Origin of the sequence: Plesiocystis pacifica SIR-1, from assembly GCF_000170895.1 — a bacterium.
Classification (GTDB): Bacteria; Myxococcota_A; Polyangia; order Nannocystales; family Nannocystaceae; genus Plesiocystis; species Plesiocystis pacifica.
In genome coordinates this window covers 18,098-39,841 of sequence record NZ_ABCS01000021.1, presented here as the reverse complement: position 1 = coordinate 39,841, position 21,744 = coordinate 18,098, and the positions used below count along the sequence as shown (strand labels likewise).

Here is a 21,744-nt window from a genome sequence, read left to right as displayed (position 1 = left end):
GCTTCACTCGGGGGGCAAGGGCGCTTGGCCAGCTCGCTCGAGCAAGGCGTCGAGCAGCGCGCGCACGGGTGCGATGTCGTCCGCGGGGACGCCGAGGAAGTCGACGGCGCGGCGAAACTCCGAGGGCGCGAAGGCACGCATCTGCCCCTGCATGGCCCAGCTGAAGGCCTTGACGATGCCGCGGACCATCCGCGAAGGGGTCAGGATCGCCGACACGCCGGTCCCCCCCGCGCGCACGAAGGCCTCGTTCGTGCGCCGCCGCTGAGCGACGCTCGGGCCGGCCCCGCCCGTGTACACGAGCACGCGATCGACCGCCCCCGCGAGCGAGACGAGCAGCTCCAGGTGCGCGTCCCAGTCCTCGTCAGAGGGCGGCTCGTCGGTGTGCACGATGACCACCGCGACCCCCGGGACCTGGTCCATGTACATGGTCCGCGCGCTCGGATCACTCGAAGCCACGCCCCATCTTACGGGCTCAACGAAGCCGACGCATGCGCAGCGCGCTCTCGAGACCGAGCAGCAGCAGCATCACCAGCGCGAGTTCGCGCCAGCGTGGCTCGTGGATCGTGACCCGAGTCTGCTCCCCCTCGGCGAGCGCCGGGGCCTCGGCGACCTCGACGACCGAGGTGTCGCTCTCCCGCGGATCGACGACGACCACGAAGCGCTCGACGGCCTCTCCCGTCGGCGCGGACCCTGCTGAACCAGCCGCGCCCTCGCTCGCCCGCAGCCGCGCGAGGTAGTGACCGGGCAGGTCCGTGTCCTCGAACACCGCCGGCTCGCCGGGCTTGGGCGCCACCGGGACGCTCCGGCCTTCGGGGGTCGTCACGACGTAGGGCGCGCTCTCGCCGAGGACCTTGGCTGCGCCCACGGCCACCTGCTCCGCCCCGCCCGCGCCCTGGCTCCCCGCCAGCCACTGCACCGTCCGGGTGACCAGGGGCACGAAGCCCGGGCGCAGGGGGAGGTCGCCCCAGTCGCGGTCGATGGAGGTCGTCAACAGGGCCACGCGCCCGCGCCCGTGCTCGGCGGAGATCAGCGCGGGCGCGCCGCTGCTGAAGGCGACGGCGATGTCCGCCCCGCTGTCGGCGTCGGGCTCGAGCAAGAACATGCGCCGGGTCCGGGTCGCCCCCAGGTCCAGGTCGCCCCCGGGTCCGGCCTCGCCCGCGGAGCCCTGGAAGATCGGGTGCGAGAGCTCCACGGGCGCGAGGGCCTCGCTGCGCGCTTCCGTTCGCCCTGGCGCCGTGCCGGCGTAGACCGCCTCGCGCAGCAGCAGGGGCAGCACCGGCTCGAGGCGGGCGTTGTAGTCGGCCGCGCTGACCCGGTCGCCCGCGGTGATCCACAGCCCCATGCCCGCGTCCACGGCCCCGACGAGGAGCGGCGCGAGCTCGGCCGGCGGGGCGCGGACGTTGGCGAGGATCAGCAGATCGACGGAGGCGAGCGCGGCCGCCCCCTCCTCGCGCAGGCGCCCCTCGAGCTGCTCCGGCGCGAGGGCCCGGACCTCCACGCGCTCGCCGAGCTCGCTCTGGCCCAGGGCCGTGGCCAGGAAGAAGATCTCGTCGTTGACCCGGGTCTCGCTGGGGTCGCCGTTGACGACCATCACGTCGACGACCTCGCTCGCGCTGAGCCACAGGTGGCGGCGGTCGTCGATGCGCAGCGCGTCCTCCTCGCGGTCGAGCAGGCGCACGCGAGCGCGCGCGGCCCCCTCGTCCGCGTCGGCGAGGACGTGGTTGAACTCGGCGAGGACGCGGTCGCCCGGGGGCAAGAGCACGCGGGTGGTCGCCACGACCTCACCGTCGATCTCGAGGGCCGCGCCGATCTCCAGCTCCGCGTCCGCGTCCGACCCAGACCCAGATCCAGACCCAGACCCAGACTCAGACCCAGACCCAGGCCCAGACTGATGCGACTGGATCAGCGCGCGGACCCGAACGGCGCGCGGATCGAGCTCTGGCGCCGGCTCCCAGCTCAGCTCCGCGATGCCCACGTGGGCCCCACCCGCAGACGCGTCCACGGGCACGGGGATGACCGTGATCGCCCCGCCGACCACCGGCGGCAGCGAGCCCAACCCCCGCGCCGTCTCGTCGCCGAGGGCGTAGACCACCCGGGGCAGCCCGCGGTCTTCGTCGAGCATCGCCGAGGCCCGGGCGAGGGCCTCGGCGAGCGTCCACGCCCCGCGCCGGGGGCCGCCCTCGCCCCAGGCATCGAGGGCGCCGCGGATGGCCCCGGCCCCCTCGGCCACGGGCTGGAGCTCGACCTGGGGCCCGCGCGGGTCGTTGGTGCACAGGCCCACGCGCGAGCCCGGGGGCAGCGAGTCGAGCAAGGTGTCGAGGCGCTCGAGGGCGCGCTCGCCCACGCTGACCCCGTCGGCGTCGCGCAGCTCCATGCTCGCCGACGCGTCGAGGATCACCACGGCGTCGTGGGGCTCGGCGAGCACGGCCACGGCGGTCTCCGAGCGCAGCGCCGGCCGGGCCAGGACCGCGACCACGACCGCGAGCAGCAGCAGGCGAAGGGCGAGCAGGCCCCGCTCGCGCAGGGTCCGGCGCTGGCTGACCACCGGATCGGCCGCCTCGAGGAAGCGCAGCCCGGCGAAGGTTAGTGGCTCGGGGCGCTCCTTGTCGAGCAGGTGGGGCGAGCATCGGCAGGCTCAGGCCGAGCAGGCCGAGCAGGGCCAGGGGCGCCAGGAAGCTCACCGCTCCACATGCGCCTCGAGCTCGGCGAGCACGCCCACGGGCGCCGCCGCGAAGGGCTGACCCGCGAGGCGCCCGAGCACGCCGACGATCTGATCGACCATCGACCGCTCGCGCTCGGCCGGGTCCTCGCCCAGACCCGCGACGAGGCGGACCAGGGCCAGGCCCTCTCGGTCGCAGCGCCGCCCGTGCCAGCGCAGGTGCGCCTCGAGGCGCTCGAGGTAGCGCGCGCGCAGGCTCGCCCCCGGCCCCTCGACGAGGGCTCGACGCCCGCGCAGGTCTTCGAAGCGCCGGACCCTCTGCCTGGTCCACGGAAATTCGAGCTCGTCGCGGTGCAGCACCTGGGCGAGCAGGAGGTCGTGGCCCGCGGCCCGGAGCACGCCGAGGCTCCGGAGCAGCGCCGCGTCCGGAGCCTTCGCGCTTTCGCCCTCCCCCTCCCCCTCCCCCGCTTCGGGCTCGGCTTCGGTCGCCGCCTTGGGGTCGAGGAAGTCCGACACGACCACGATCAGCGCGGGCCGGCGCGGCGACAGCACGGTCGCCAGGGTGTCGAGCATCCCGTCCCAGGGGCAATCTCCCGCAGGCGCGTGTTCGCTCTCGACGCAGCGAAGGGCGACCTCGCGCAGACGATCGCGCCGCGCCGAGGGCCGCGAGAGCCCGCCCTCGACCTCGCCCTGGCGACCGCTCACCCAGGTCACCCGATCGCCCTGCCGCGTGGCCAGGCTGGTCAGGCCCATGGCGAGCGCGCTGGCGAGCGCCCACTTGCTCCCGAGCGCGCCCTCGCCGTAGCCCATGGCCCCCGAGGCGTCGACGAGCAGGTGCAGGTCGAGCTCGCGCTCGCTCTCGGTCTGGCGGACCACCAGGCGCTGAGAACGGGCCGCCGCCCGCCAGTCGAGGCGCCGCGGGTCGTCTCCGGGGACGTAGGCCCGGTAGTCGCGGAAGTCTCGGCCCACGCCGGGACGCTGGGATCGGTGCGCTCCGTGGCGGCCGCCCACGATGGGCCGCTGCACCTCGAGCGCGCGGCGAGCCAGGGCAGCCCGGAGTCCAGGCGGCATGGCCCGGGCGATGGCGTCGTCGGAGCCCACGAGGACCGCCGGTATACCCAGGAACGCCGGTGATCTCCACGCTTGCCAGGGGGGGCACTGAGCGCCGATTCTCGGGAGGTGCGCATTTCCTGCCTCGCCCTTCCCCTCGCGGCGCTGTCCCTGGCGCTGATCAGCTCCACGGCCCACGCCGCCCCGAGCTCGACCAAAGAGGGCGCCTCGCCCAGCTCCTCGAGTCCCAGCTCCGCCTCCGACCGCAGCGCCGCCCTCCGACTTCTCGAGCAGGGCGAGGCCTTGCTCAACGACGAGAGCACCCTCGCCGACGGCATCGCCAAGATGCTCGAGGCCTACGTCATCCTCGAGCAGACCGACGGCGCCGAGGCCCGGGGCGTCAAGGAGCTGCGCAGCTGGCTGGTCAAGGCCCTCGACACCCTCGGCATGAGCGAAGAGGCGGCCGAGCTGCGCAGCCGCGGGCCCTACGTCGACCACCCCCTCTCGGTCATGCCCTCGACCTGGTTCCCCTCGACCCCCGCCGCGTCCGCGGGCGGGAGCGGGAGCGCCGCGGCCGGCGGGGGCGGTCCCGGGGGCGCCGCCATGACCTACGACGAGGCCGCCGCGGCCTTCGAGCAGGGCCTGACCGCGCTCAAGGCCGGCAACATCGAGGGCCTCGGCCAGGTCATCGACGCCTACGAGGCCGTCGAAATTCTCAACGGCGCCGAGTCTGACGACGCCATCGTCGTGCGCAGCTTCCTCGTCGCCTTCCTCGAGGCCGGCGGCTTCAACGAGGAGGCCGCCGTGTTCCGCAGCCGCGGCAGCGTCGAAGAGGCCAGCAGCGACGACACCCTGCTCTACCAGAGCATCTGGCTCGACATCCTCGAACAGCAGCAGAGCACGCCCCTGGGCAGCAAGTCGCTCAAGGGCGACATCAACTCCTCCAGCCCCAGCCCCAGCCCCCAGCCGACGCCCAGCCCCCAGCCCGAGGTCGAGCCCGAGCCCGTCGACCCCGACCGCCCCAACCGCCCCGGGGTCGAGGCCGGCTCCGCGACCCCCGCGGCGCTCATCGATCTGGGCCTGGGCAGCTTCCAGCCCGACCTGGGGCGCAAGGGCTACATGTGGAACCTCGGCTTCGAGGTCGAGTGGACCCTGTTCCGCGTCGGCCTGTTCGGCATGCAGCTCGGCGGCGGCGGACGCTTTGGCCGCAACCGCGACAAGCGGTGGGAGACCGACGCCTACGCGGCCCTGGGCCTCGACTTCGATCTGCGCAAGGTGTTCATCACCCCGGAGTTCGGCGGCGGCTACGACGGCATCGCGGGCGGAGACACGCCGCTGACCGAGGCCATGCGGGTCGGCCACGCGCCCTACTACCACTTCGGCGGCACCCTGGGCTTTCGCCTGGGCGACCAGCTCGCGCTCTACGGCCGCGCCGTCCGCCTCAACCGCGACCTCCCCGAGATCCGCAACGAGCTGCGCATCCGCGGCGGGATCCAGTGGTGGTTCGAGGACGAGGGCGCCGTCGACTTCGCCTTCGTGTTCACCGGCTACGAGGGCCCCGACGAGGGCCCCTCGGCCCAGCTCTACACCGGCAACATCGGCTTCCGGTTTTAGCCGGCCGTCAGCCCTCCCGAAGCTTCCCATGACCGCCCGCTCTGCCCCGCCGTCGACCCCCCAAGCGGGCGACCGCGTCTTCCTCGTCGACGCCAACAACCTCGTCCACCGCCTCTACCACGCCAGCGCGCCGCGCTTCGCCCCCAACGACCAGAGCACCCCGATCAACGCCGTGATCGCCTGGGGCCAGCGCATGCGAGCGCTGCGGCTCGGCCACGACCCGGCCTTTTTGTTGCCCATCTTCGACGGACCCGGGGACAGCTGGCGCCGCGCCCTGGCGCCCGACTACAAGGCCAAGCGCAAGGGCCAGCCCGACGAGCTCCGCGGCCAGTGGGAGCCGATCTGGCACCTGTCCCAGGCCCTCGGGTTGAGCCCCCTGCACCAGCCTGGGCTCGAGGCCGACGACCTGATCGGCGCCTACGCCAACGCCTGCGTCGAGGCGGAGCTCGAGGTCACGATCGTGTCCAACGACAGCGACCTGATGCAGCTGGTCCGGGGCCCCGACCGCGGCCCCGGCTCGGTCCGCCAGCTCGACGCCTTCACCGGCAAGCGCGTGGGGCCGGTCCAGGTCGAGGCCAAGTTTGGCGTCCCGCCCGAGCGCCTCGCCGAGCTGTTCGCGCTCACCGGGAGCAAGGGCGACGGCGTCCCCGGCATCCCGGGCATCGGGCCCAAGATCGCCACCGAGCTCCTGGCCACCTACGGCAGCCTCGAAGGCGTGCTCGACAACGCCGCGCTGATCCCCCAGCGCAAACGCAGCGAACGCATCCTGGCCCACCGCGACGACGCCCGCCTCAGCCTCCAGCTCACCGCCTTGCGGGTCGGCGAGCCCCTGCCCCTGCCCCTCGACGAGCTCGAGCGCTGGCGACCCTCCCGGCGAGCCCTCGACGCCTTCTTTGGCGCCTTCGGCTTCCCCAACTTTCGAGCCGCCATGGACGGCCCCGCCCCCGCCGAGCCGCCGGGCCCGGGCTACTGGTGAGGATCCAAAAGCGAAAGAGCGCGGACCCAGGTCCACGCTCTTCGTGCGTTCTATCTCAGAGTTCGAACTCGACCACCGTCGTGCCGCGTCGTTCTTCTTCGCGGCGGCGCTCCGTCTGCCAGCGCGGGGGCGGTGGCGGTGGCGCGTAGACACGCGGTCGGTCTTCGGGGGGGCGGTCGGTGTTGCGGTCCCTGTGTCGCTGGTCTCGCATCCGCCCAGATCATGACCCGAAACGCCCCGCCGTGCCGCACAAACTTGCGAAAGGACTGCGCTGCGGCCTCTGAGGGCCACCATCGCCGTTTGAGCACGGTTCTCGGCCCATTTGGGCCTCCCCGTGCACCCAAGGGCTCGACCACAGCGGGCGTGGCGCAGAGGCCACACCGCTCAGCCTGGACTGATCAGCCAGGTGAAGATCTTGTCGATCTGCCCGCGCAGGAGCACGAATTCGAGGGCTGCGAGCGCCAAAAAGGGCCCAAAGGGGACGCGCTGTCCCATGACCCCAGCGTCGGGGTCTTCCTCCCCGAGCTCCGGGTCGTCGCCGTGGACGTCCTGGAGGTCGGTGTTGGCGATGGTCTCGCCGCGCAAGAGCATGGGCACGGAGACGATCAGACCCTGCAGCGCGCCCGCGCCGAGGGTCCACGCGATGGCCATGGGGCCGCCGAAGAAGCCGACCATGAGCAGCAGCTTCCCGTCGCCCAGGCCGATGGCCTCGATGTCCCGCCACTTCAGGTAGATCCAGCGAATTCCCGCGACCAGGCCCAGCCCCGACAGCCCCGCGATCACGGCCGGCACGGTCTCGACCCCGATCAGCTCGGGCTGCCAACAAGCCAGCACCAGGCCGACGCCGGCCATCGGCAACACCACCTCGTTGGGAATGATCCACACGTCCAGATCCGTGAACGTGATGACCACCAGCGCGAGGCAAAAGAAGAACCACACCTGCCAGGCCAGCAGCCCCTCGATGCCCCCGCCCTCGAGCAGCGGCGTGACCACGTAGAGCATGTAGGTAGCGAAGCTCAGCAAGCCGGCGAGCAGCTCGACCAGCAGGTAACGCAAGGCGAAAGGAGCGTCGCAGTGCCTACACTTTCCACGCAGCAACAAGTAGGAAAGGATCGGGACGTTGTCGTACCAGGCGATGGGCGTCTCACAGCTCGGGCAGCGCGAGCGCGGGCGGAGCACGGACAGGCCCAGGGGCACCCGGTAGATGACCACGTTGGCGAAGGAGCCCCACAGCGTGCCCCAAAAGAAGGCCGCGATCCGCAAGCCGGGGCTCAGCAGGAGCTCGAGCAGGGTCGGATCCACGGGCACGGGCAAGGCTGCGGGAGCTCCGAACACCGAAGGAGTGTGACATGATCCGCCCTCGGGCACAGCCGCGCGGGGGCGTTGACGAGGTGTCACCCTGTTATTCTCCCGCGCGCATGTTCCGGGGCAGCTCCATCGGACGTCAGCGCGCCAGGTCGGCGATTCGCACGACCGGCCTCGCCGCGCTTGTCAGTCTGTCACTCCCGGCGTGCGCCGACGACGAGGACCGCACCGGGGACGGCCCGTCGAGCGGGGGCGCCAGCGGCCTCGCCATCCCCCGCGACGGAGCGAGCCCCGAGGACCCCGCGGCCGCCCGCTCGGCTCGGCTCGAGACCTTCGCCGTGGCGCCGAGCTGGGCCGAGCTCCGGGCCTTCGCCGCCCAGCCCCACGCCACCGCCCGCGCGGACCTCGGGCCCCACCACCTCCACTACCGCGCGGAGATGTCCACGGGCCCCAAGGGCCTCGAGACCAGCGCCGAGCCCCTGCCCCCCGTCGAGGTCGACGCGCCCGTCCACGAGCGCTTCTTCGTCGTCGACGAGCTCGAGCTGCGCTGGGCCTCCGCCCCCGGCGAGGGGCCGCGCTTTCACCTCGCCCAGTTCGCGCACGATCAGCTGGCGACCCCCGGGGGCAAGCCCGGCAAGGACGGCGACACCACGGAGACCCGGCGGCGCGAGCTCATCATCCTCGACGAGCAGCGCTGGGCCGTGCGCGACCACTGGCCGTGGACCACCGGCCCCGTCGAGAGCGACCTGTGGCAGCTGTGGCTCGACGACGCCCAGCACGGCGCCCTCGACGTGCTCGAGCTCGCCGGGCCTGTGAGCGACATCGACGCGGTCACGGCCGCCGAGCACCGCGGCCGCCCGGCGCTGCGCGTACGGCTCCGGAGCAGCGACCAGACTCACCCCGAGCGCGTCGTCGACGGCCTCGACCCCTGGCGCGGCCGCGCAGCCATGGAGCTGGTCTCCGGAGAGATCCTCCTGGACCGCGCCACGGGCCTGTGGCTCTCGGCGACGATCGAGCTGCGCTGGACCTTTGACGACCGCGCGCACCGCCCCGTCGCTGGCCACGTGCGTTTTGACGGCGCCGTCGAGACCCTCGAGACCCCGCCGACCATCGCCCCGCCCGAGGACGCCCAGCCCGTCCCAGAGCGCGATCGCCCCGAGCTGTTGCGTCAACGCTTGCTCGGCGGGCTTGCCGGCCCCTGAGACCCCGCGCTATAGCCACGCGATGCCGGAACAGCGGACATGGACGCGGGGCGAGCTGCCCGCGGCCCTCAACGTGGCCATCGAGGCGGCCATCGAACGCGGCGCGCGTGCGCCAGTGGTCCTGCGCCTGACCGAGGTCGCGGGCTACACCGACTGGGCCCTGCTGATGTCGGCGCGCTCCGATCGTCAGGTCCGCGGCGTGGTCGAGGGTGTCCGCGAAGCCCTCGCTCAGGTCGAGCCCGAGCCCACGCCCGAGGGCGAGCCCGGCCACCCCGTCAGGCTGCTCGGCGCCGACGGCCTCGACCACAACCTGTGGGCGCTGCTCGACTACGACGACTTCCTGATCCACGTGTTCTATCACCCCGTCCGTCGCCACTACGACCTCGAGAGCATGTGGTCCGACGCGCCGCGGGTCGAGCTGGGCCTGCCCGAGGACGTCCTCGACGCCAGCGACCTCGACGCCCTCGACGCCCCCGAGGTCATGCCCGACTACCGCGGCGAGGCCGAGTTCGGCGGCTTCGCCGACGAGTTCGTCGATGACGACGACTACGATTACGACGACGAGGACGACGACTACGACTACGACGAGGACGCGCGCCCGCTGAGCTTCCCCAACGAGGGCGGCCCCGAGGACGGCCCCGAGAGCGAGCGCGTCTCGCCCGCGGGGGCCAGCGCGGCCAACGACTCGCCCGCGCCCAGCTCGGACGAGGCCGCGGGCGAAGACGACGACGGCTCCGATCTCTTCGAGAGCTGATGCGCCTGCGACTCCTCGCCGTCGGCAAGCTCAAGCAGGCCGGGCTCGAGGCCCTGGTCGACGACTACCGCAAGCGCTCGCGCGCGCTCTTGCCCATCGAGCTGCAGTGGCTCCGGGACATGGATGGTCTGCGCGCCAAGAGCCCGGCGGGATCGCGCGGGTCTGGGCCGCGGCGGCGCGTGGTCCTCGACGAGCGCGGCCAGCAGATCGACAGCGAGGCCCTCGCCGGCTGGCTCGGGAGCTGGCGCGACCAGGGCGTCCGCGAGGTCGACTTCCTCATCGGCGACGCCCACGGCTTCACCCCGGCCGACCGCGAGGGCGCCGATCGGGTCCTCGCCCTGTCCAAGCTCACCCTGCCCCACCGCCTCGCCCAGGTCCTGCTCGTCGAGCAGCTCTACCGGGCCGGGACCATCCTCGCCGGGCACCCCTACCACCACCGCTGAATTCCCGGGAGAAAAAACGACAGAGCCCCCGCCTCCGCGGAGCGGAGAGACGGGGGCCCTGACGCGAACGGGAGGTCCGCGCTCGGTGGTGGTGAACGGGGCGGAGCGCCTAGGCGGCCTGGTTGAGGCCCATGGGATCCTCGGGAGCGAGGATCTCCACGCCGACCTCGGCCTCGGCGAACTTGCGCAGGCCGCTGCGGAGCTCGACGGCCAGGGTCACGAAGGTGCGGGGATCTCCCACACGCCGGCTGCGATAGCGGACGGACGCGACGGCGGTGAGGGACTCCCCCACGACGATCGGCGCGAGCGTGCGCAAGCGCCCCGCAGACGTGCGCTCGACCTGGCAGCCGCCCAAATTGCCGCTGCGGGCGAGGGCATCCAGGATCTTGCTCATGACCAGGCCGTCCGGCACGCGAGCGCCCGCGACGGGCTGCTCGAAGTGCGGGCGAAAGCCCGGATGATCGTCCCGACGGCCAAGGGCCATGTCCCGCTCCCACGCCCAGACGTCCTGGGGCGAGATCGTAAACGCCGGGGAAAACAGCAACTCACCAACACCGAAGCTCAGGGGATTGCGCATGTTTCGAACCTCCTGATTTGGTTCTGACTTCCCTTTGGGGAAAAGGCCATGCGGACAGACCCCTTTTCTGTGCGAAAGCAAGAAATTCGCGATTTCCATCTAACACCCACCTAGAAGCCCAAATTCGAGGTTTTGATCCACTGTTGATCCATTTGTGTAGGTAGTGTTTGCAACGAAAAATGCAGATCTCGAATGAGATCTCTGGTCGCAAGTGAGCATGGATCCAGTTTGTTTCCCCCAATTTGGACCCAAACAGCGCAATTCGCAGCACCCCGGGCCGACGACTCATCGGTGCCCTTTCAGCTCTTTCCACCCACCTGCCTCGGCTGCGCTCGGCTGCTCCGTCACCACCGGCCGCTGGCCCTTTGCAGCCTCTGCGCCCCCGCGCAGACCCTCTTGCCCCCCGAACTCGCGCGCACCCGAGCCTGGTCGCCAAGCTCCCAAGACGCATTCAGTGCCGCGCCGGACTGCGCAATCGAGAGCGCATTCGATCCTGTCACTTCACCTGGCGAAACGATGCGAACAGGCTGGATCGACGCGCGCTGGACCTACGACGGCCCCCTCCGCCGCGCCCTCCTGGGCCTGAAGTTCTCGGCCCGATTGGCCCTCGCAGGCCCCCTGGGCCGGCTCCTGGCCGAAGATCCGCGGCTTCGCAGCGACGCATCAGAGCGGCCTTGGGACCTGGCCACCGCCGCTCCGCTGCACTGGCGACGGCGCTGGCGACGGGGCTTTGACCAGAGCGAGGAGCTGCTGCGCTGGGCCCTGCGCCACGCCCGAGGTGGACCCGCCTTCGCCCCGCGCCTGCTCGTCCGCCAGCGGGCGACCCCGCCCCAGACCCGCCAGGACTCGGCCCTCGAGCGCGCGCACAACCTCCGCGGATCCTTTCGGGTCCGAGACGCCCAGGCCGTCGCCGGCCGGCGCGTGCTGGTGGTCGACGACGTCACCACCACCGGCGCGACCTTGAGCGCGTGCATGGCCGCGCTCGTCGACGCGGGCGCCGAGGCGGCGGGTGGGCTGGCCCTACTCCGCGCCGAGTGAGTCCCCGAGCAGCTCCCGGTCCACGCACGCGAGCAGGCCCACGGCCAGCTCGAGGCAGGCCTCCCGCTTGCGCAGCAGCAGGGCCCCCTCGACCTCGACCTCCCGGCGCGTGCGGCCGGCCGAGCCGGGCTCGCCGCCCACGGCCCAGCGCAACTCCGCCCCTTCCGGGAGCTTCCACGGGCCAGGGCCGCTCAGCAGCTCCGCGCCCGGTTGGGGGTCGAGGGCGTGGCGGTCCGCCAGACGCTCGACCCCGGCGGCCGCGAGGGCCAGGCTCGGATCGAGGGGCAGGGCCTCGGGCTCGGCGTCGACGCGGGCCGAGGCCGGGAGCTGCTGACCGCGAAAGACGAACGAGCCACAAGGGTGGCGAAAGTGCAGCTCGAGCTCGCCGTCCTCGGTTGGGTGCTCGGCGACGGGCCGCGCGAAGCTCGGTCCGCGTCGCTTCAGCTGCTCCGATCCGAAGTGTAGGGGCGCGTCCATGGGCCAGGGCGCGAGCGCAGGCCCCTCCTCCTCCAGCCCTTCGCTCCCTTCGATGGGCGCTGGCGAAAAGCTCCAGCCGAGCGCGTCTTCGTGCAGCGGCATGGGAATCTTGAGCTCCCCCACGTGCACGCTCCGCGCCCCTGGCTCCCCGCTCACGGGTGTCCCGGGGGCGATGGCAAAGCGCGAGCCCTCGCCCAGGTTCCAGTTCTGCTCGCCGCGGGAGACCTCGCGCAAAAAGAGCATCGGGGCGTAGACGTGGAGCTCGTAGTCCGACTCCACGCCGAGGCCGCCCACGCAGGTCACCGCGGCCTCCTCGGGCGACACGGACACCAGGTGAAGGAAGCGGTCGCCCCTCGCCTCGCCAGCCTTGGCCGGGAGCACCTCGACCACCTCCATGACGACGCCGGGGCCCTGTCTGGGGTCGCCGGCTCCCGGCCCGAGCACGCCTGCGGGGGTCGGGAAGCTCGGGGCGCGACGATCCGGGGCGGTGTAGAGCGTCGCCTCCTCGGCGATCACCACCCACTCCCCCGGAGCTGGGAGCGCGGGCAGGCTCGGCTTCGACGCCGCGGCAGATCCGCGGGCCTCCCCCGCCTCGACCGAGGCCTCGCGGTCCCCGGGACGCTCCGCTCGCTGGCAACCGAGCCCCAGACCGCTCGCCACCAGCACCCACGCCCAGCCCCAACCAGGCCTCGACCCTCGCCGACGCCCAAGAGCTGCCCTCGAAGCTGGCCCGCGCACCCCCCGATCTTACCCGACGCAACGCACGCGCACCCAGCCCATCCCCGAACCCCCGACGGCGTGTACTCTCCTCCCCCATGACCGAGCCGCAGCCCATCGTCCGTGCCGACCGCGAGGCCCTCAACCCGCACCGGGGCGCCCTGGTGTGGTTCACGGGCCTGAGCGGCTCCGGCAAGACCACCCTGGCCCGCGCCGTCGAGCGCGAGCTCAACCGCCTCGGCGTCCGCACCTACCGCCTCGACGGCGACGTCATGCGCGACGGCCTCAACGCGGACCTGGGCTTCAGCCCCGAGGACCGGCGCGAGAACGTGCGCCGCAACGGCGAGGTCGGCCGGCTCATGGTCGACGCCGGCCTCGTCGTGCTCGTCGCCGTCATCGCCCCCTACGCCGCCGACCGCCAGGCCGCCCGCGCCCGCTTCGGCGAGGGCGACTTCTTCCAGGTCTGGGTCGACACCTCCCTCGAAGTCTGCGAGCAGCGCGACGTCAAGGGCCTCTACGCCCGGGCGCGCTCGGGCGAGCTGAAGAACTTCACCGGCATCTCGGCGCCCTACGAGGTCCCCCAGAACCCCGAGCACCAGGCCGCGGGCGCCGGCGCGCTCACCGAAGAGCGCGACCGGGTCATCGCCATGCTCCGCGACGCCGGCGTGATGCGCTAAGTTGAGCGACGTGAGGCCGCCACGACGCGAGCTTGGTAGAGCTGCCCCGTGGCTCGCTGTCGCGCTGACGCTCAGCGCCTGCGAGCTGCCCGAAGCCTGGCGCGCGCGGTCTGACGAGGGCGCGGACGCGGACGCGCCCGCTCCAGCCCCCGAGGCCTCACCGCCGCCAGAGCCCCCGAGCGCGTCCTTGCCGGAGGCGGCCCCCATCCCGACCTCCGAGGTCGGGGTCCTCGACGTCGTCTACGACCCCGTGCCCGTGGGCCCCGGCTACGCCCGCAAGCGCGTGCGCTACGGCCGGACCCTCGACACCGGCAAGTACCTGGGCATCGGCTATGGCGAGGGACGCTTTTTTGGGCCCGAGCACGTCATCGTCAACCACTTCAGCGAGCGGCCGTCGAACATCGGTGAGGGGAAGCTGACCGAGAGCCGCCTCGTCAACGTGCGCACGGGCGAGGTGGTCCTGAGCATGCGCGACGGCCGATACCTCGAAGATCGCTCGGGGCTCGGCATCGTGTGGATCGAAGATGACGACCGGCCCTACCTGCTCGACTCTGCCCTCGAGTCTCTGACCCTCGCCGTGCCCGAGGGCGGCGACGAGCTGCGCTACGCCGAGGACTACTGGATCCACCTGCACCCCGACCGCAAGCTCGCGTGGGTCTCCGCCCAAGACGCCGAGGGGGAGCGCTACCTCTATCTGTGGCCCGACCACGCCAAACGCCCGCCCCCGATCCCCGAGGAGCCCTTCCCCGTCGAGTTTGATCCACGCCACGGGGACCTCGATTGGGTGCACCCCGACAACGGCGACATCCTCGCCGAGGTCCACGCGCCCCGCGGGGGAGACGAGTGGAGCAAGTGCAACGTCGTCAGCTTCACCCGCGAGGGCTACCAGTGTCGAAAACGGCCGGGGAGGCTGCTGTCCGATGGCTGGCGCTACACCCTGGGCGGCGAGACAATCTACAACGAGGAGCTTGGGGTTCACCAAGACCTCGACTCCCTGTGTGATGGCGAGCGCGAGGGCCTCGTCTCGGGTCGGGTCCGCTCGGAGTCCCCACCCCGCCTCGAGCTTCGCTGCTCCAACGAGTTCGACTTCCTCGCCGTGTGGTCTCCCGAAGGCGTCGCGCGAGTCCCCTCCAAGCTGCTTCCCGCTGACGACTACCGACCCCTCTACATCGAGTGGAGCGATCAAGGGGAGGAAGTACATTTCCTCGGCGCAAATCAGGTCAAGGGGCAACGGAGCATCTTCGATGCCAACGTCGGCCACAGTCGGCTGATCGGAGACGATTACCGCTGCCCTGTTGTCAGCACCCAAGGCTTTCACCCCGTATTCGCCATCGCTTGCGAGACAGCCCATCACTACCCGCTGTGGTTTGACTTCGTCGACTCCAAGGCGGGGATTCGAGCCAAGTTCACGGGGCGCGCTGGGGCCGTGAGCTCGACGGGGCTCGTCGTTGCCGTTGTTCGCAAGGGCAAGCAGGACGCGCTGGTCGAAGTTCTCGTCAAGGACTGAGCGAGCTCAACCAGTCTCTGAGCGACGCCCCAGGCTGATCAAATAGCGCCCATCGATGGACAGCTGCACTCGGCGAAACGCCAAATCATACTCCTCAGTCCCCCCTGCATCCTTGGCAGGCTGCTCCCCTTTCGCCTCGATCGTCGGCGGCGCTTTCGGCATCCAAATTTTCTTTTCGGCATCAAACCTCGCTCGATCGTCCTCCTCACTCGCCTCCACGACGATGTCGTCGATGGGAAGAGCAGGGCCGAGCAGGTTCTTGAGGTAGTTGAACACGCTGATCGCCCGATTCCGCGACAGCACCATGTTCGGGCCCTCGCCGTGGGGCTGATCGGCGTACCCGACCAGCTTCATCGTGACCTCCGGATGCGTCAGCGCCGGCAGCTCGCACGCCGCCATGACCTCCAGGGCCTCCATCGCCACCGGGTGCAGCTTCGCGCTGTTGACACAAAAGTGCAGCTTCGTCCCCTCGAGCGCCGAGTCGTAGGTCCGCTCCTGGGGAAAGGGCCCCTCGACCAGGTCGACGTCGCCCCCGTTCCAAGAGATGAGCTCCGCGTAGCCACGGTGGAGCTTGCCCTCGACCGCCGCGCTGTTCGAAGGGACCCACTTCTTCTTCTCCTCCGAGGTCCACTCTGCGAGCCCAAAGCTCAGATTCCCGGGGGGCTTGGCCGCGCCCGCCCTCCCCGCGAACGAGACCACCCCGCCCGACGCCCCCTTCCCGTGCTCGTCGAAGTGCAGGGCCGCGTCCCCGAAGGCCATGGTCACCCAGCCCTGGAGGTGCTCCGGCCGCCAGGCCATTCCCGAGGTGTTGGGCGCCTTGCCGTCGGTCGTCGGGATGGTCGAGCCGTGCTTGTCCGAGAGCGACCAGCCCACGCCAACGCTCACGAACGCGTACAGGGCCTGGAAGGGCTGCGGGCCCATGCTCGACACCCCAAACACGCCCGCCATCCCGGCGAAGGGAAGGCGCTTGCGCCACTTGCGGAGCTTCTTCATCGCGCGGGTCTGGCCCTCCTCGATCACCCCCTCGACCGCCTCCTTTCCGCCATCGACGACCTCCTCCCCGATCTTGTCGACGGTCTCGCCCATGTCTTGCTCGGCGGCGTGCCAGTCCTTGCCCAGCCCAAAGATGCCGACCTTCAGCTCGTATTTGTAGCCGCCCACGCGCTGGAGCCCCAGCCATCGCCTCAGGTTCTCGCTGTCCCGCTCGCTGCCGACCTGATCAACCATCGCTTGCAGGTGCGTCAGGCAGGTCCGCTGGGCGATGGGGTCGACGTCGATCCGCTCGTCGTTCAGCGCCTCCAGGGTCCCGACCCGCCACCACCCGAGCTGGTGATGATCGATGCCCCCCTTCGAGCTGGGGGTCTCACGCGCGGTGTCAGCCGCCACGCGCACGAGCGCGTCGACGGCCGCGCCGATGTTCTCGAGGTGCTGACGATGGAGCAGCTTCTCGACGTCCAGCCACTTGCTCCGCTCACCGAGCACCGCGCAGTAGTGCTGCAACAGGGCGCGCAGATCGAACATCTTCCCCCCCGACTCGAGCATCAGGTAGCTGTCCGGATCGACCCGCACCTCGGCCTCGAAGATCCACTCCTTCAGGCGCTCGCGCTGGGTCGGCGTCAGCGGGAACCATTGATCCGTGCGCACGCCGGGCAGCACCCAGCCCAGCTGGTAGCCGATGTAGTTGTCGAGCAGGTTCGGGGCGTCGCCGATCTGCTTGGCCGTGCTCGACATCACCGGGGCGAGGCGGGCGAGCTTCATCTCCCCCTCGACGTCCGGCGCCGCGATCCCCGAGTAGTCGAGCTCGAGCTGAACCTGTGCGGAGCCGCCGTGGGCGATGGCCCGCAGGCTCCCACACGCCAAGCTCTTGTCGTCGAGGACCGCCTGGGTGATGTAGAGCGCGTACTCGTTGGTCTGCGCGTCGATGCGGTCTCCCCCGTAGCGAAACACCCGGTTTTGGTAGCGAAAGGCGTCGTCGTCGTCCTTGGACCAGGGCGTGGTCGAGTTGCTCTCGACCAGCGCCAAGATGAACTCGATGTGCTCCCCGGCCTGGTTGATGAACAGGTGGTAGCGGTCCTTCGTGTCGCGCCACTGCCCCGTCAAGTTCGGCGTGACCCGCAGGTCCACCCGCTCCTCTGGCGAGCGCCCATCGTCGCCCACGCGGCACTTTGGGTGGATCGGCGTGCTCGCCGAGTAGCCCCCGCGCGGGATCTCGGGCTTGGCCTCGTGGCTCGTTCGGGCCTGTGGGTGGTGCTTGGGTTTGGCCATTGCGAACTCCTAGAGCGCGCTCGGGTGCAGCTGTCCGTAGCGCAGCCCCGCGAAGATCACGCTCTCGTTCCCGCTGTGGGCGATCACCGTCAGCGTGTAGCGCAGGTGGGTCGGCAGCGCCTCGTAGTGCAGGGTCAGCTCGCCCGCCTCGACCACGCCCTCGTCGGGCAGGACGCGCTCGATGAGCAGCCCGTCGTCGCCCTCGAGGCGGTAGGTCTCGGGCAAGGCGGGCTCCTCCGGGGTGAGGTCGGAGACGATGGTGAACGGCCCGGTGGTCCACTCGTCGGGCTCGTCGGGCAACGCCCACTCGCGCCAGCGCAAGACCGGGCTGGTGTAGACGGCGGGGGCGTCGAGGCCCTCGTCCACGTCGGCCGCGAGTCCCCAATAGAGCAGGAACTCCACGGCCCGGTCGCCGGCCTCGTCCTCGTGGGCCGAGGCCTCGCCGTCCTTGGTCTGGCCCGCGAGCTCGGCCCCGTGTCCCAGATAGACGATGCGCTCGCGGGGCAGGGCGTCGGGGTGCGTGCCGAGCTTGTCGAGCCAGCGCGCGAGCTCGTCGCGGAGCACGTCGAAGACCGCGCCGAGGGTCTTCCCGCCGCACACGCCGTCGACCGCGAGGGCCTCGCTGGCTTCGAAGCGCTGGTTGTAGTCGCTCTGGAAGGCCGAGACCGTCGCCTTGGACGCCGGGCTGGGCTTGGCGCTCAGCTCGGCCACGGGCTCCTCGCACACGCAGGTCCACGCCCGCCGGGTGCCCAGGTAGTCGAGGTAGGCGACGACGTCGCGCAGGCTCCCGTGGTCCCGAGCCAGCTCGACCCAGGCCTCCCGGGCGCCCTCGAGCAGATGGCGAAAGCCCGCGGCCCGGGCCTCGCTCAGGGCTTGATTCGCCTTGGCCCCGCCGTCGGCGCTGGCGTGACCCACGACCAACAGCTGCGCCCCGGGCTCGTCGAGGAGGCGGCGCAGCCCGTGGACGAAGGGCGCGAGCGGGTGGCGAGGGTTGTCCTCGCCCTCGAGCTGCGTCCACGGACCCGGCACGCTCAGCCCCGAGCCGTGGTCCGAGCGGGCCTGCGCCGGGACCAGACGCTCGACCACCGGCCGCTCGAGGACCAGCCAGTTCATCCGCGCGAGGTGCAGCGCGACGGCGGCCTCGGGCTCCCAGCTCGCTCCCGACAGTCGCAGCGTCCGGGTCTGCACGGCGATCCCCTCGGGGGGCTCTTGGGGCGCCTCGTCCTCGGCGGGCTCCGGCGCCCAGCGAGCGTCCTCGACGGTCACCAGGCTCGCGCTGCAGGCCCCCTGCTCGTCGCTGCCCAGGGCCACGCCGCCGCCCATGTCGCTGGCCGCCTCGGGGGTCGAAGGCAAGGCCAGGGTCAGCGCCTCCACGGGCCGGTGCCAGCGATCGAGCACGCGCAGCTGCGTCGGCGGCGGAGCGGCCTGAGCCAGGCCTGGGCCCTCGTCGATGGGCGTGTCGTCCGTCGCGGGCCCGGGCGGCGCAGGAAGCTCGAGCTCGAAGATCCGGGCGTGGCCGCCCTCGGACAGCGCCGCCCGGACCTCGACGACCACGAGGCTGCCCCGCCGCAGCGCCCCCTCGACCGCCCCGCGCCCCGCCCAGGGGCCCCACTCTCGCGCCACGTGGGCCCGCACCCGCGCCCCGAGCTCCGGTCTAGATCGAGTCCAGCGCGCCAGCTCGCTCGCCGCGACGGGCCCCTCGAGGCTGCGAGCCCGCGCCCCCCAACGCGCGCGCGCCTCGTCGAGCTGCGGGCCTCTCCACCACAACCAGCGCTGCGTCCCCAGGCGCTCTTCCAGCAGCACCCCCGCGCCCCCGATGATCCTCATGCCGCGATGGTAACTGCTAGGATGGCCGCGAGCACCCCATGAGCGAGCTGCGCTCCAAAGCCAAGGCCTTCTACAACCACCTCGACTTCGACAAGCCGATCACCTTCGGCCTCGATCAGCTCGTCGCGGCCAAGGACGCCCAGCCCGAGGGGCTCTACGTCGAGGCCATCCACGGCGTCGATCCCAGCCTCGACCCCGTGGTCGAGCTCGCCGACCAGATCGACTTTTCGCTCAGCGCCGGGGCCTACCTGTTCACCGGCAACCGCGGCACCGGCAAGACCACCGAGCTCATGCGCCTGGCCAAGCTCCTCGACGGCTACGGCTGCGAGGTCTTCTACGTCGACCTCTCGCGCTACCTCATGCTCACCCAGCGCGTCGAGGTCACGGACTTTCTCATCAGCGTGCTCGGGGCCCTGTCCGAGAAGGTCAACCAGCGCTTCCCCGGCACCCTCGGGGGCGAGGTCGGCAAGCCCACCTTCTTCGAGCGGACCTGGTCCTTCCTGAAGTCCGGGGTCGAGTTCGAGGGCCTGAGCCTGCCCGCCGGGCCCGCAGGCCTGCGAGCGGCCCTGGTCCACACGCCCAGCTTCAAAGCAGAGCTGCAAAAGCGCACCCGCAGCCACGTGCAGGTGCTCGTCGACGAGGCCCGCGGCTTCGCCCTGGAGGTCGTCGAGCTCGTGCGCGCGCGCCGGGGCGATCCCGACCGCAAGGTCGTGATGATCGTCGACTCCGTCGAGCGGCTGCGCGGCAACGGCACGCCCAAGGAGGTCCGCGCCGTGTTCCACAGCGCCGAGCAGCTGTTCGCCTCCAACGCCGAGCTGCTGCGCTTCGTCGGGCTGAGCGCGGTCTACACCGTGCCGCCCTACCTCCAGGCCCTCGCCGGGGGCCTGGGCTCGCTCTACGCCGGCGGGCGCATCTACGCCCTGCCGAGCGTGCACGTCTACGAGGGCCGGCCCGCCGAGGGCCAGCCGCCGGTGAGCTCCGCCGAGGGCGTGGGCAAGCTCGTCGAGATCGTCGACCGCCGCTACAAATGGCGCGCCGAGTTCTTCACCGAGGCCCAGCTGCGCCGCCTCGCCGAGCGCTCCGGCGGGGATCTGCGCGACTACTTCCGCATGCTGCGGCTGGCGATCACCGGCATCGCCCGGCGCGGCACGGACCACGCCCACGCCGTGCTCGAGGCGGCCGAGGACGCCGTGCGCCGCGACATGCTGCCCATCGCCGACGACGACCGGGCGTGGCTGGCGAAGATCGAGCACAGCCACCGACCCTGCCTGCCGAGCCTGGATCAGCTGCCCGAGTTTGCCCGGCTGCAGCAGGGCAAGTACGTGCTGCAGTACCGCAACGGCGACGACTGGTACGCCGTGCACCCGCTGCTGCGCGAGGAGCTCGGCCTGGCGTGAGCGCGCCCGCCGAGCCCGCGAAGACGGACCCGACCCTCGAGGCGCTGTGGCTCGAGCTCGAGCCGCACATCGACTGGCCCGAGGGGCTGGCGCTGTCGGTGTTGTTTGCCACGCATCCGTGGGCGGTGGACTTCTTGAAAGGACGCGTCGCCGCGTTGATGCGCGAGCGCGGGGAGGTGTTGGGCGAGCACGTGCCGACGACGGTCGAGGAGCTGCGAGGGCTCGGGCCCGTGTTGGAGACGGCGCCAGCTCGAGGGGTCGGCGCCATCTGGGTCGAGCTGTGGCGCGGCAGCGGCGGGCCAGGGTGGGACGAGGCGATGACAGCGTTGCTGCGCGGGCTCAACGAAGCGCGCAGCAAGCTCGAGCACGAGCTGAGGCTGCCGATCGTCCTGGTGCTGCCCTTGTCGCTGCGCGGCCAGGTCTTCGTCGACGCCCCCGACCTGTGGACGATCCGCAGCTTCACGGCCGACCTGCCCGTGCCGCGGTGGGGGATGCGGGAGGCCGTCCCCATGGCGCCCGTATCACGCTCCGCTCACCCCCTCGGAGCACCGTCCCCACGCGAACAAGAGTGGGCACGCATCTACCAGCTCGCGGCCGGAGACCCGAGGCGCGTCGACTTCCTGGCGGCGTCGGAGGCCATGTTCGACGCCTTGTCCCGAGGCGACCTTCCCACCGCCCGACGGACCGGTGATGAAGTCCGCTCGCTCCTTGGCGAGTCCCGTGGGCTCGAGATTCGACTCGGGACGATCGAGCTGTCCGCCGACAACCTCGAGCGCGCAACGCAGCACTTCGAGCGGGCGCTGTCCATGAGCGAAGGTCCAGCACAGCTCGCGCTCGCCCTACGGCTCATCGCCTCCGTCGCCTTCAAACGTGGCGCCTTGGACCGCGCCCGCGCCCGGCTCGAGGAGGCCCTGGGCATCCTCGAGGCCGCCCTCGAACACGACCCCTCCGCCACGGCGCTCATCCCCGAGCAGATCAACAGCCTGATCCGCCTCAGCGACGTCGAGCTCGACGACGGCAACCTCCGGCAGGCCCGCGCCCACCTCTCCCAGGCCCTCGTCGCCCTCGGCTGGCCCACCCCGAGCATCACCGACCTCCCCGACACCGCCCAGGTCCGCCGGGTGCTCACGGCCTTCCAACAGCTCGAAGAGCACGCCGGAGACCTCGCCCGCGCCAAGCACTACGCCGACCTCCTCGCCCAGCTCCCCCCGAGCGCAGGCTAGAGCTGGACCCACGCCGCCGGGTGGAGCTGAGGCCCG

The 21,744-nt window shown here is 71.6% G+C and carries 18 protein-coding genes; 10 read left to right on the top strand and 8 right to left on the bottom strand.

Annotation, left to right across the window (positions count from 1 at the left end):
* Window positions 1-3: 3 nt before the first annotated feature.
* The 3 genes from PPSIR1_RS13205 to PPSIR1_RS47770 all read right to left on the bottom strand — a co-directional run bounded on the left by PPSIR1_RS13205 (window position 4) and on the right by PPSIR1_RS47770 (window position 3,760).
* On the bottom strand, window positions 4-456 hold the full coding sequence (locus PPSIR1_RS13205; protein WP_157595503.1) for a hypothetical protein: 453 nt from the start codon (window positions 454-456) through the stop codon (window positions 4-6).
* A gap of 16 nt (window positions 457-472) precedes the next feature.
* Window positions 473-2,614, bottom strand: a complete 2,142-nt coding sequence (locus PPSIR1_RS13200; protein WP_269744708.1) for a VWA domain-containing protein — start codon at window positions 2,612-2,614, stop codon at window positions 473-475.
* Window positions 2,615-2,677: 63 nt separating this feature from the next.
* Window positions 2,678-3,760, bottom strand: a complete 1,083-nt coding sequence (locus tag PPSIR1_RS47770; protein WP_006971571.1) for a DUF58 domain-containing protein — start codon at window positions 3,758-3,760, stop codon at window positions 2,678-2,680.
* 78 nt (window positions 3,761-3,838) lie between these two features.
* Here PPSIR1_RS47770 and PPSIR1_RS47765 point away from each other — a divergent pair, with 78 nt between their 5' ends.
* Window positions 3,839-5,323 carry a hypothetical protein gene (locus PPSIR1_RS47765; protein WP_006971570.1) on the top strand — a complete coding sequence of 495 codons (1,485 nt, stop codon included), beginning with the start codon at window positions 3,839-3,841 and terminating at the stop codon, window positions 5,321-5,323.
* A 28-nt stretch (window positions 5,324-5,351) separates the two neighbouring features.
* Window positions 5,352-6,299, top strand: coding sequence for a 5'-3' exonuclease (locus PPSIR1_RS13185; RefSeq protein ID WP_006971569.1), 948 nt, complete (start codon window positions 5,352-5,354; stop codon window positions 6,297-6,299).
* A gap of 384 nt (window positions 6,300-6,683) precedes the next feature.
* On the opposite strand, the gene PPSIR1_RS13180 is transcribed toward PPSIR1_RS13185, so the two are convergent.
* Window positions 6,684-7,634, bottom strand: a complete 951-nt coding sequence (locus PPSIR1_RS13180; protein ID WP_198154504.1) for a prepilin peptidase — start codon at window positions 7,632-7,634, stop codon at window positions 6,684-6,686.
* 83 nt (window positions 7,635-7,717) lie between these two features.
* Here PPSIR1_RS13180 and PPSIR1_RS13175 point away from each other — a divergent pair, with 83 nt between their 5' ends.
* The 3 genes from PPSIR1_RS13175 to PPSIR1_RS13165 are packed head-to-tail and all read left to right on the top strand — an operon-like array spanning window position 7,718 to window position 10,003.
* Window positions 7,718-8,806, top strand: a complete 1,089-nt coding sequence (locus PPSIR1_RS13175) for a hypothetical protein (protein WP_006971567.1) — start codon at window positions 7,718-7,720, stop codon at window positions 8,804-8,806.
* Between the two features lie 22 nt (window positions 8,807-8,828).
* Complete coding sequence (locus tag PPSIR1_RS13170) at window positions 8,829-9,560, top strand: RsfS/YbeB/iojap family protein (RefSeq protein WP_006971566.1); 732 nt, start codon at window positions 8,829-8,831, stop codon at window positions 9,558-9,560.
* Entirely contained in the window at window positions 9,560-10,003 is a 444-nt protein-coding gene (locus tag PPSIR1_RS13165) for a 23S rRNA (pseudouridine(1915)-N(3))-methyltransferase RlmH (protein ID WP_006971565.1), read from the top strand. The genes PPSIR1_RS13170 and PPSIR1_RS13165 overlap by 1 nt, the downstream gene beginning before the upstream one ends.
* 109 nt (window positions 10,004-10,112) lie before the next feature.
* Here PPSIR1_RS13165 and PPSIR1_RS13160 read toward each other — a convergent pair whose 3' ends face one another.
* A complete protein-coding gene (locus PPSIR1_RS13160) occupies window positions 10,113-10,487 on the bottom strand; it encodes a hypothetical protein (RefSeq protein ID WP_157595502.1) in 375 nt (124 codons plus the stop codon).
* A gap of 609 nt (window positions 10,488-11,096) precedes the next feature.
* Here PPSIR1_RS13160 and PPSIR1_RS47760 point away from each other — a divergent pair.
* On the top strand, window positions 11,097-11,618 hold the full coding sequence (locus PPSIR1_RS47760; RefSeq protein WP_006971563.1) for a ComF family protein: 522 nt from the start codon (window positions 11,097-11,099) through the stop codon (window positions 11,616-11,618).
* Here the strand turns inward: PPSIR1_RS47760 and PPSIR1_RS13150 are convergent.
* Window positions 11,601-12,761 (bottom strand): hypothetical protein, encoded by a 1,161-nt coding sequence (locus tag PPSIR1_RS13150; RefSeq protein WP_006971562.1) that lies wholly within the window; start codon window positions 12,759-12,761, stop codon window positions 11,601-11,603. The two genes, PPSIR1_RS47760 and PPSIR1_RS13150, sit on opposite strands and share 18 nt — an antisense overlap.
* Before the next feature lie 149 nt (window positions 12,762-12,910).
* Here PPSIR1_RS13150 and cysC point away from each other — a divergent pair, with 149 nt between their 5' ends.
* Both cysC and PPSIR1_RS13140 read left to right on the top strand, forming a co-directional pair.
* A complete protein-coding gene (gene cysC, locus PPSIR1_RS13145) occupies window positions 12,911-13,489 on the top strand; it encodes an adenylyl-sulfate kinase (RefSeq protein WP_006971561.1) in 579 nt (192 codons plus the stop codon).
* A 10-nt stretch (window positions 13,490-13,499) separates the two neighbouring features.
* A complete protein-coding gene (locus PPSIR1_RS13140; RefSeq protein ID WP_157595501.1) occupies window positions 13,500-14,996 on the top strand; it encodes a hypothetical protein in 1,497 nt (498 codons plus the stop codon).
* Between the two features lie 6 nt (window positions 14,997-15,002).
* Here PPSIR1_RS13140 and PPSIR1_RS13135 read toward each other — a convergent pair whose 3' ends face one another.
* Both PPSIR1_RS13135 and PPSIR1_RS13130 read right to left on the bottom strand, forming a co-directional pair.
* Window positions 15,003-17,261, bottom strand: a complete 2,259-nt coding sequence (locus PPSIR1_RS13135; RefSeq protein ID WP_006971559.1) for an OmpA family protein — start codon at window positions 17,259-17,261, stop codon at window positions 15,003-15,005.
* A 9-nt stretch (window positions 17,262-17,270) separates the two neighbouring features.
* Window positions 17,271-19,088, bottom strand: a complete 1,818-nt coding sequence (locus PPSIR1_RS13130) for an OmpA family protein (protein ID WP_006971558.1) — start codon at window positions 19,086-19,088, stop codon at window positions 17,271-17,273.
* Between the two features lie 38 nt (window positions 19,089-19,126).
* Between PPSIR1_RS13130 and PPSIR1_RS13125 the strand changes: the two genes are divergently transcribed.
* Together PPSIR1_RS13125 and PPSIR1_RS13120 are read left to right on the top strand one after the other, a co-directional pair.
* Window positions 19,127-20,485 (top strand): P-loop NTPase family protein, encoded by a 1,359-nt coding sequence (locus tag PPSIR1_RS13125; RefSeq protein ID WP_006971557.1) that lies wholly within the window; start codon window positions 19,127-19,129, stop codon window positions 20,483-20,485.
* On the top strand, window positions 20,482-21,708 hold the full coding sequence (locus tag PPSIR1_RS13120; protein ID WP_006971556.1) for a tetratricopeptide repeat protein: 1,227 nt from the start codon (window positions 20,482-20,484) through the stop codon (window positions 21,706-21,708). Before PPSIR1_RS13125 ends, PPSIR1_RS13120 begins: the two co-directional genes overlap by 4 nt.
* Window positions 21,709-21,744: the final 36 nt, after the last annotated feature.

What these genes read in the sequence shown, in the direction of transcription:
- PPSIR1_RS13160 (WP_157595502.1), bottom strand. Translation starts at nt 10,487, where the DNA reads ATGGCCCTTGGCCGTCGGGACGATCATCCGGGCTTTCGCCCGCACTTC.
- PPSIR1_RS13125 (WP_006971557.1), top strand. Translation starts at nt 19,127, where the DNA reads ATGAGCGAGCTGCGCTCCAAAGCCAAGGCCTTCTACAACCACCTCGAC.
- PPSIR1_RS13135 (WP_006971559.1), bottom strand. Translation starts at nt 17,261, where the DNA reads ATGGCCAAACCCAAGCACCACCCACAGGCCCGAACGAGCCACGAGGCC.
- PPSIR1_RS13175 (WP_006971567.1), top strand. Translation starts at nt 7,718, where the DNA reads ATGTTCCGGGGCAGCTCCATCGGACGTCAGCGCGCCAGGTCGGCGATT.
- PPSIR1_RS13185 (WP_006971569.1), top strand. Translation starts at nt 5,352, where the DNA reads ATGACCGCCCGCTCTGCCCCGCCGTCGACCCCCCAAGCGGGCGACCGC.
- PPSIR1_RS13170 (WP_006971566.1), top strand. Translation starts at nt 8,829, where the DNA reads ATGCCGGAACAGCGGACATGGACGCGGGGCGAGCTGCCCGCGGCCCTC.
- PPSIR1_RS13130 (WP_006971558.1), bottom strand. Translation starts at nt 19,088, where the DNA reads ATGAGGATCATCGGGGGCGCGGGGGTGCTGCTGGAAGAGCGCCTGGGG.
- PPSIR1_RS47760 (WP_006971563.1), top strand. Translation starts at nt 11,097, where the DNA reads ATGCGAACAGGCTGGATCGACGCGCGCTGGACCTACGACGGCCCCCTC.
- cysC (WP_006971561.1), top strand. Translation starts at nt 12,911, where the DNA reads ATGACCGAGCCGCAGCCCATCGTCCGTGCCGACCGCGAGGCCCTCAAC.
- PPSIR1_RS13165 (WP_006971565.1), top strand. Translation starts at nt 9,560, where the DNA reads ATGCGCCTGCGACTCCTCGCCGTCGGCAAGCTCAAGCAGGCCGGGCTC.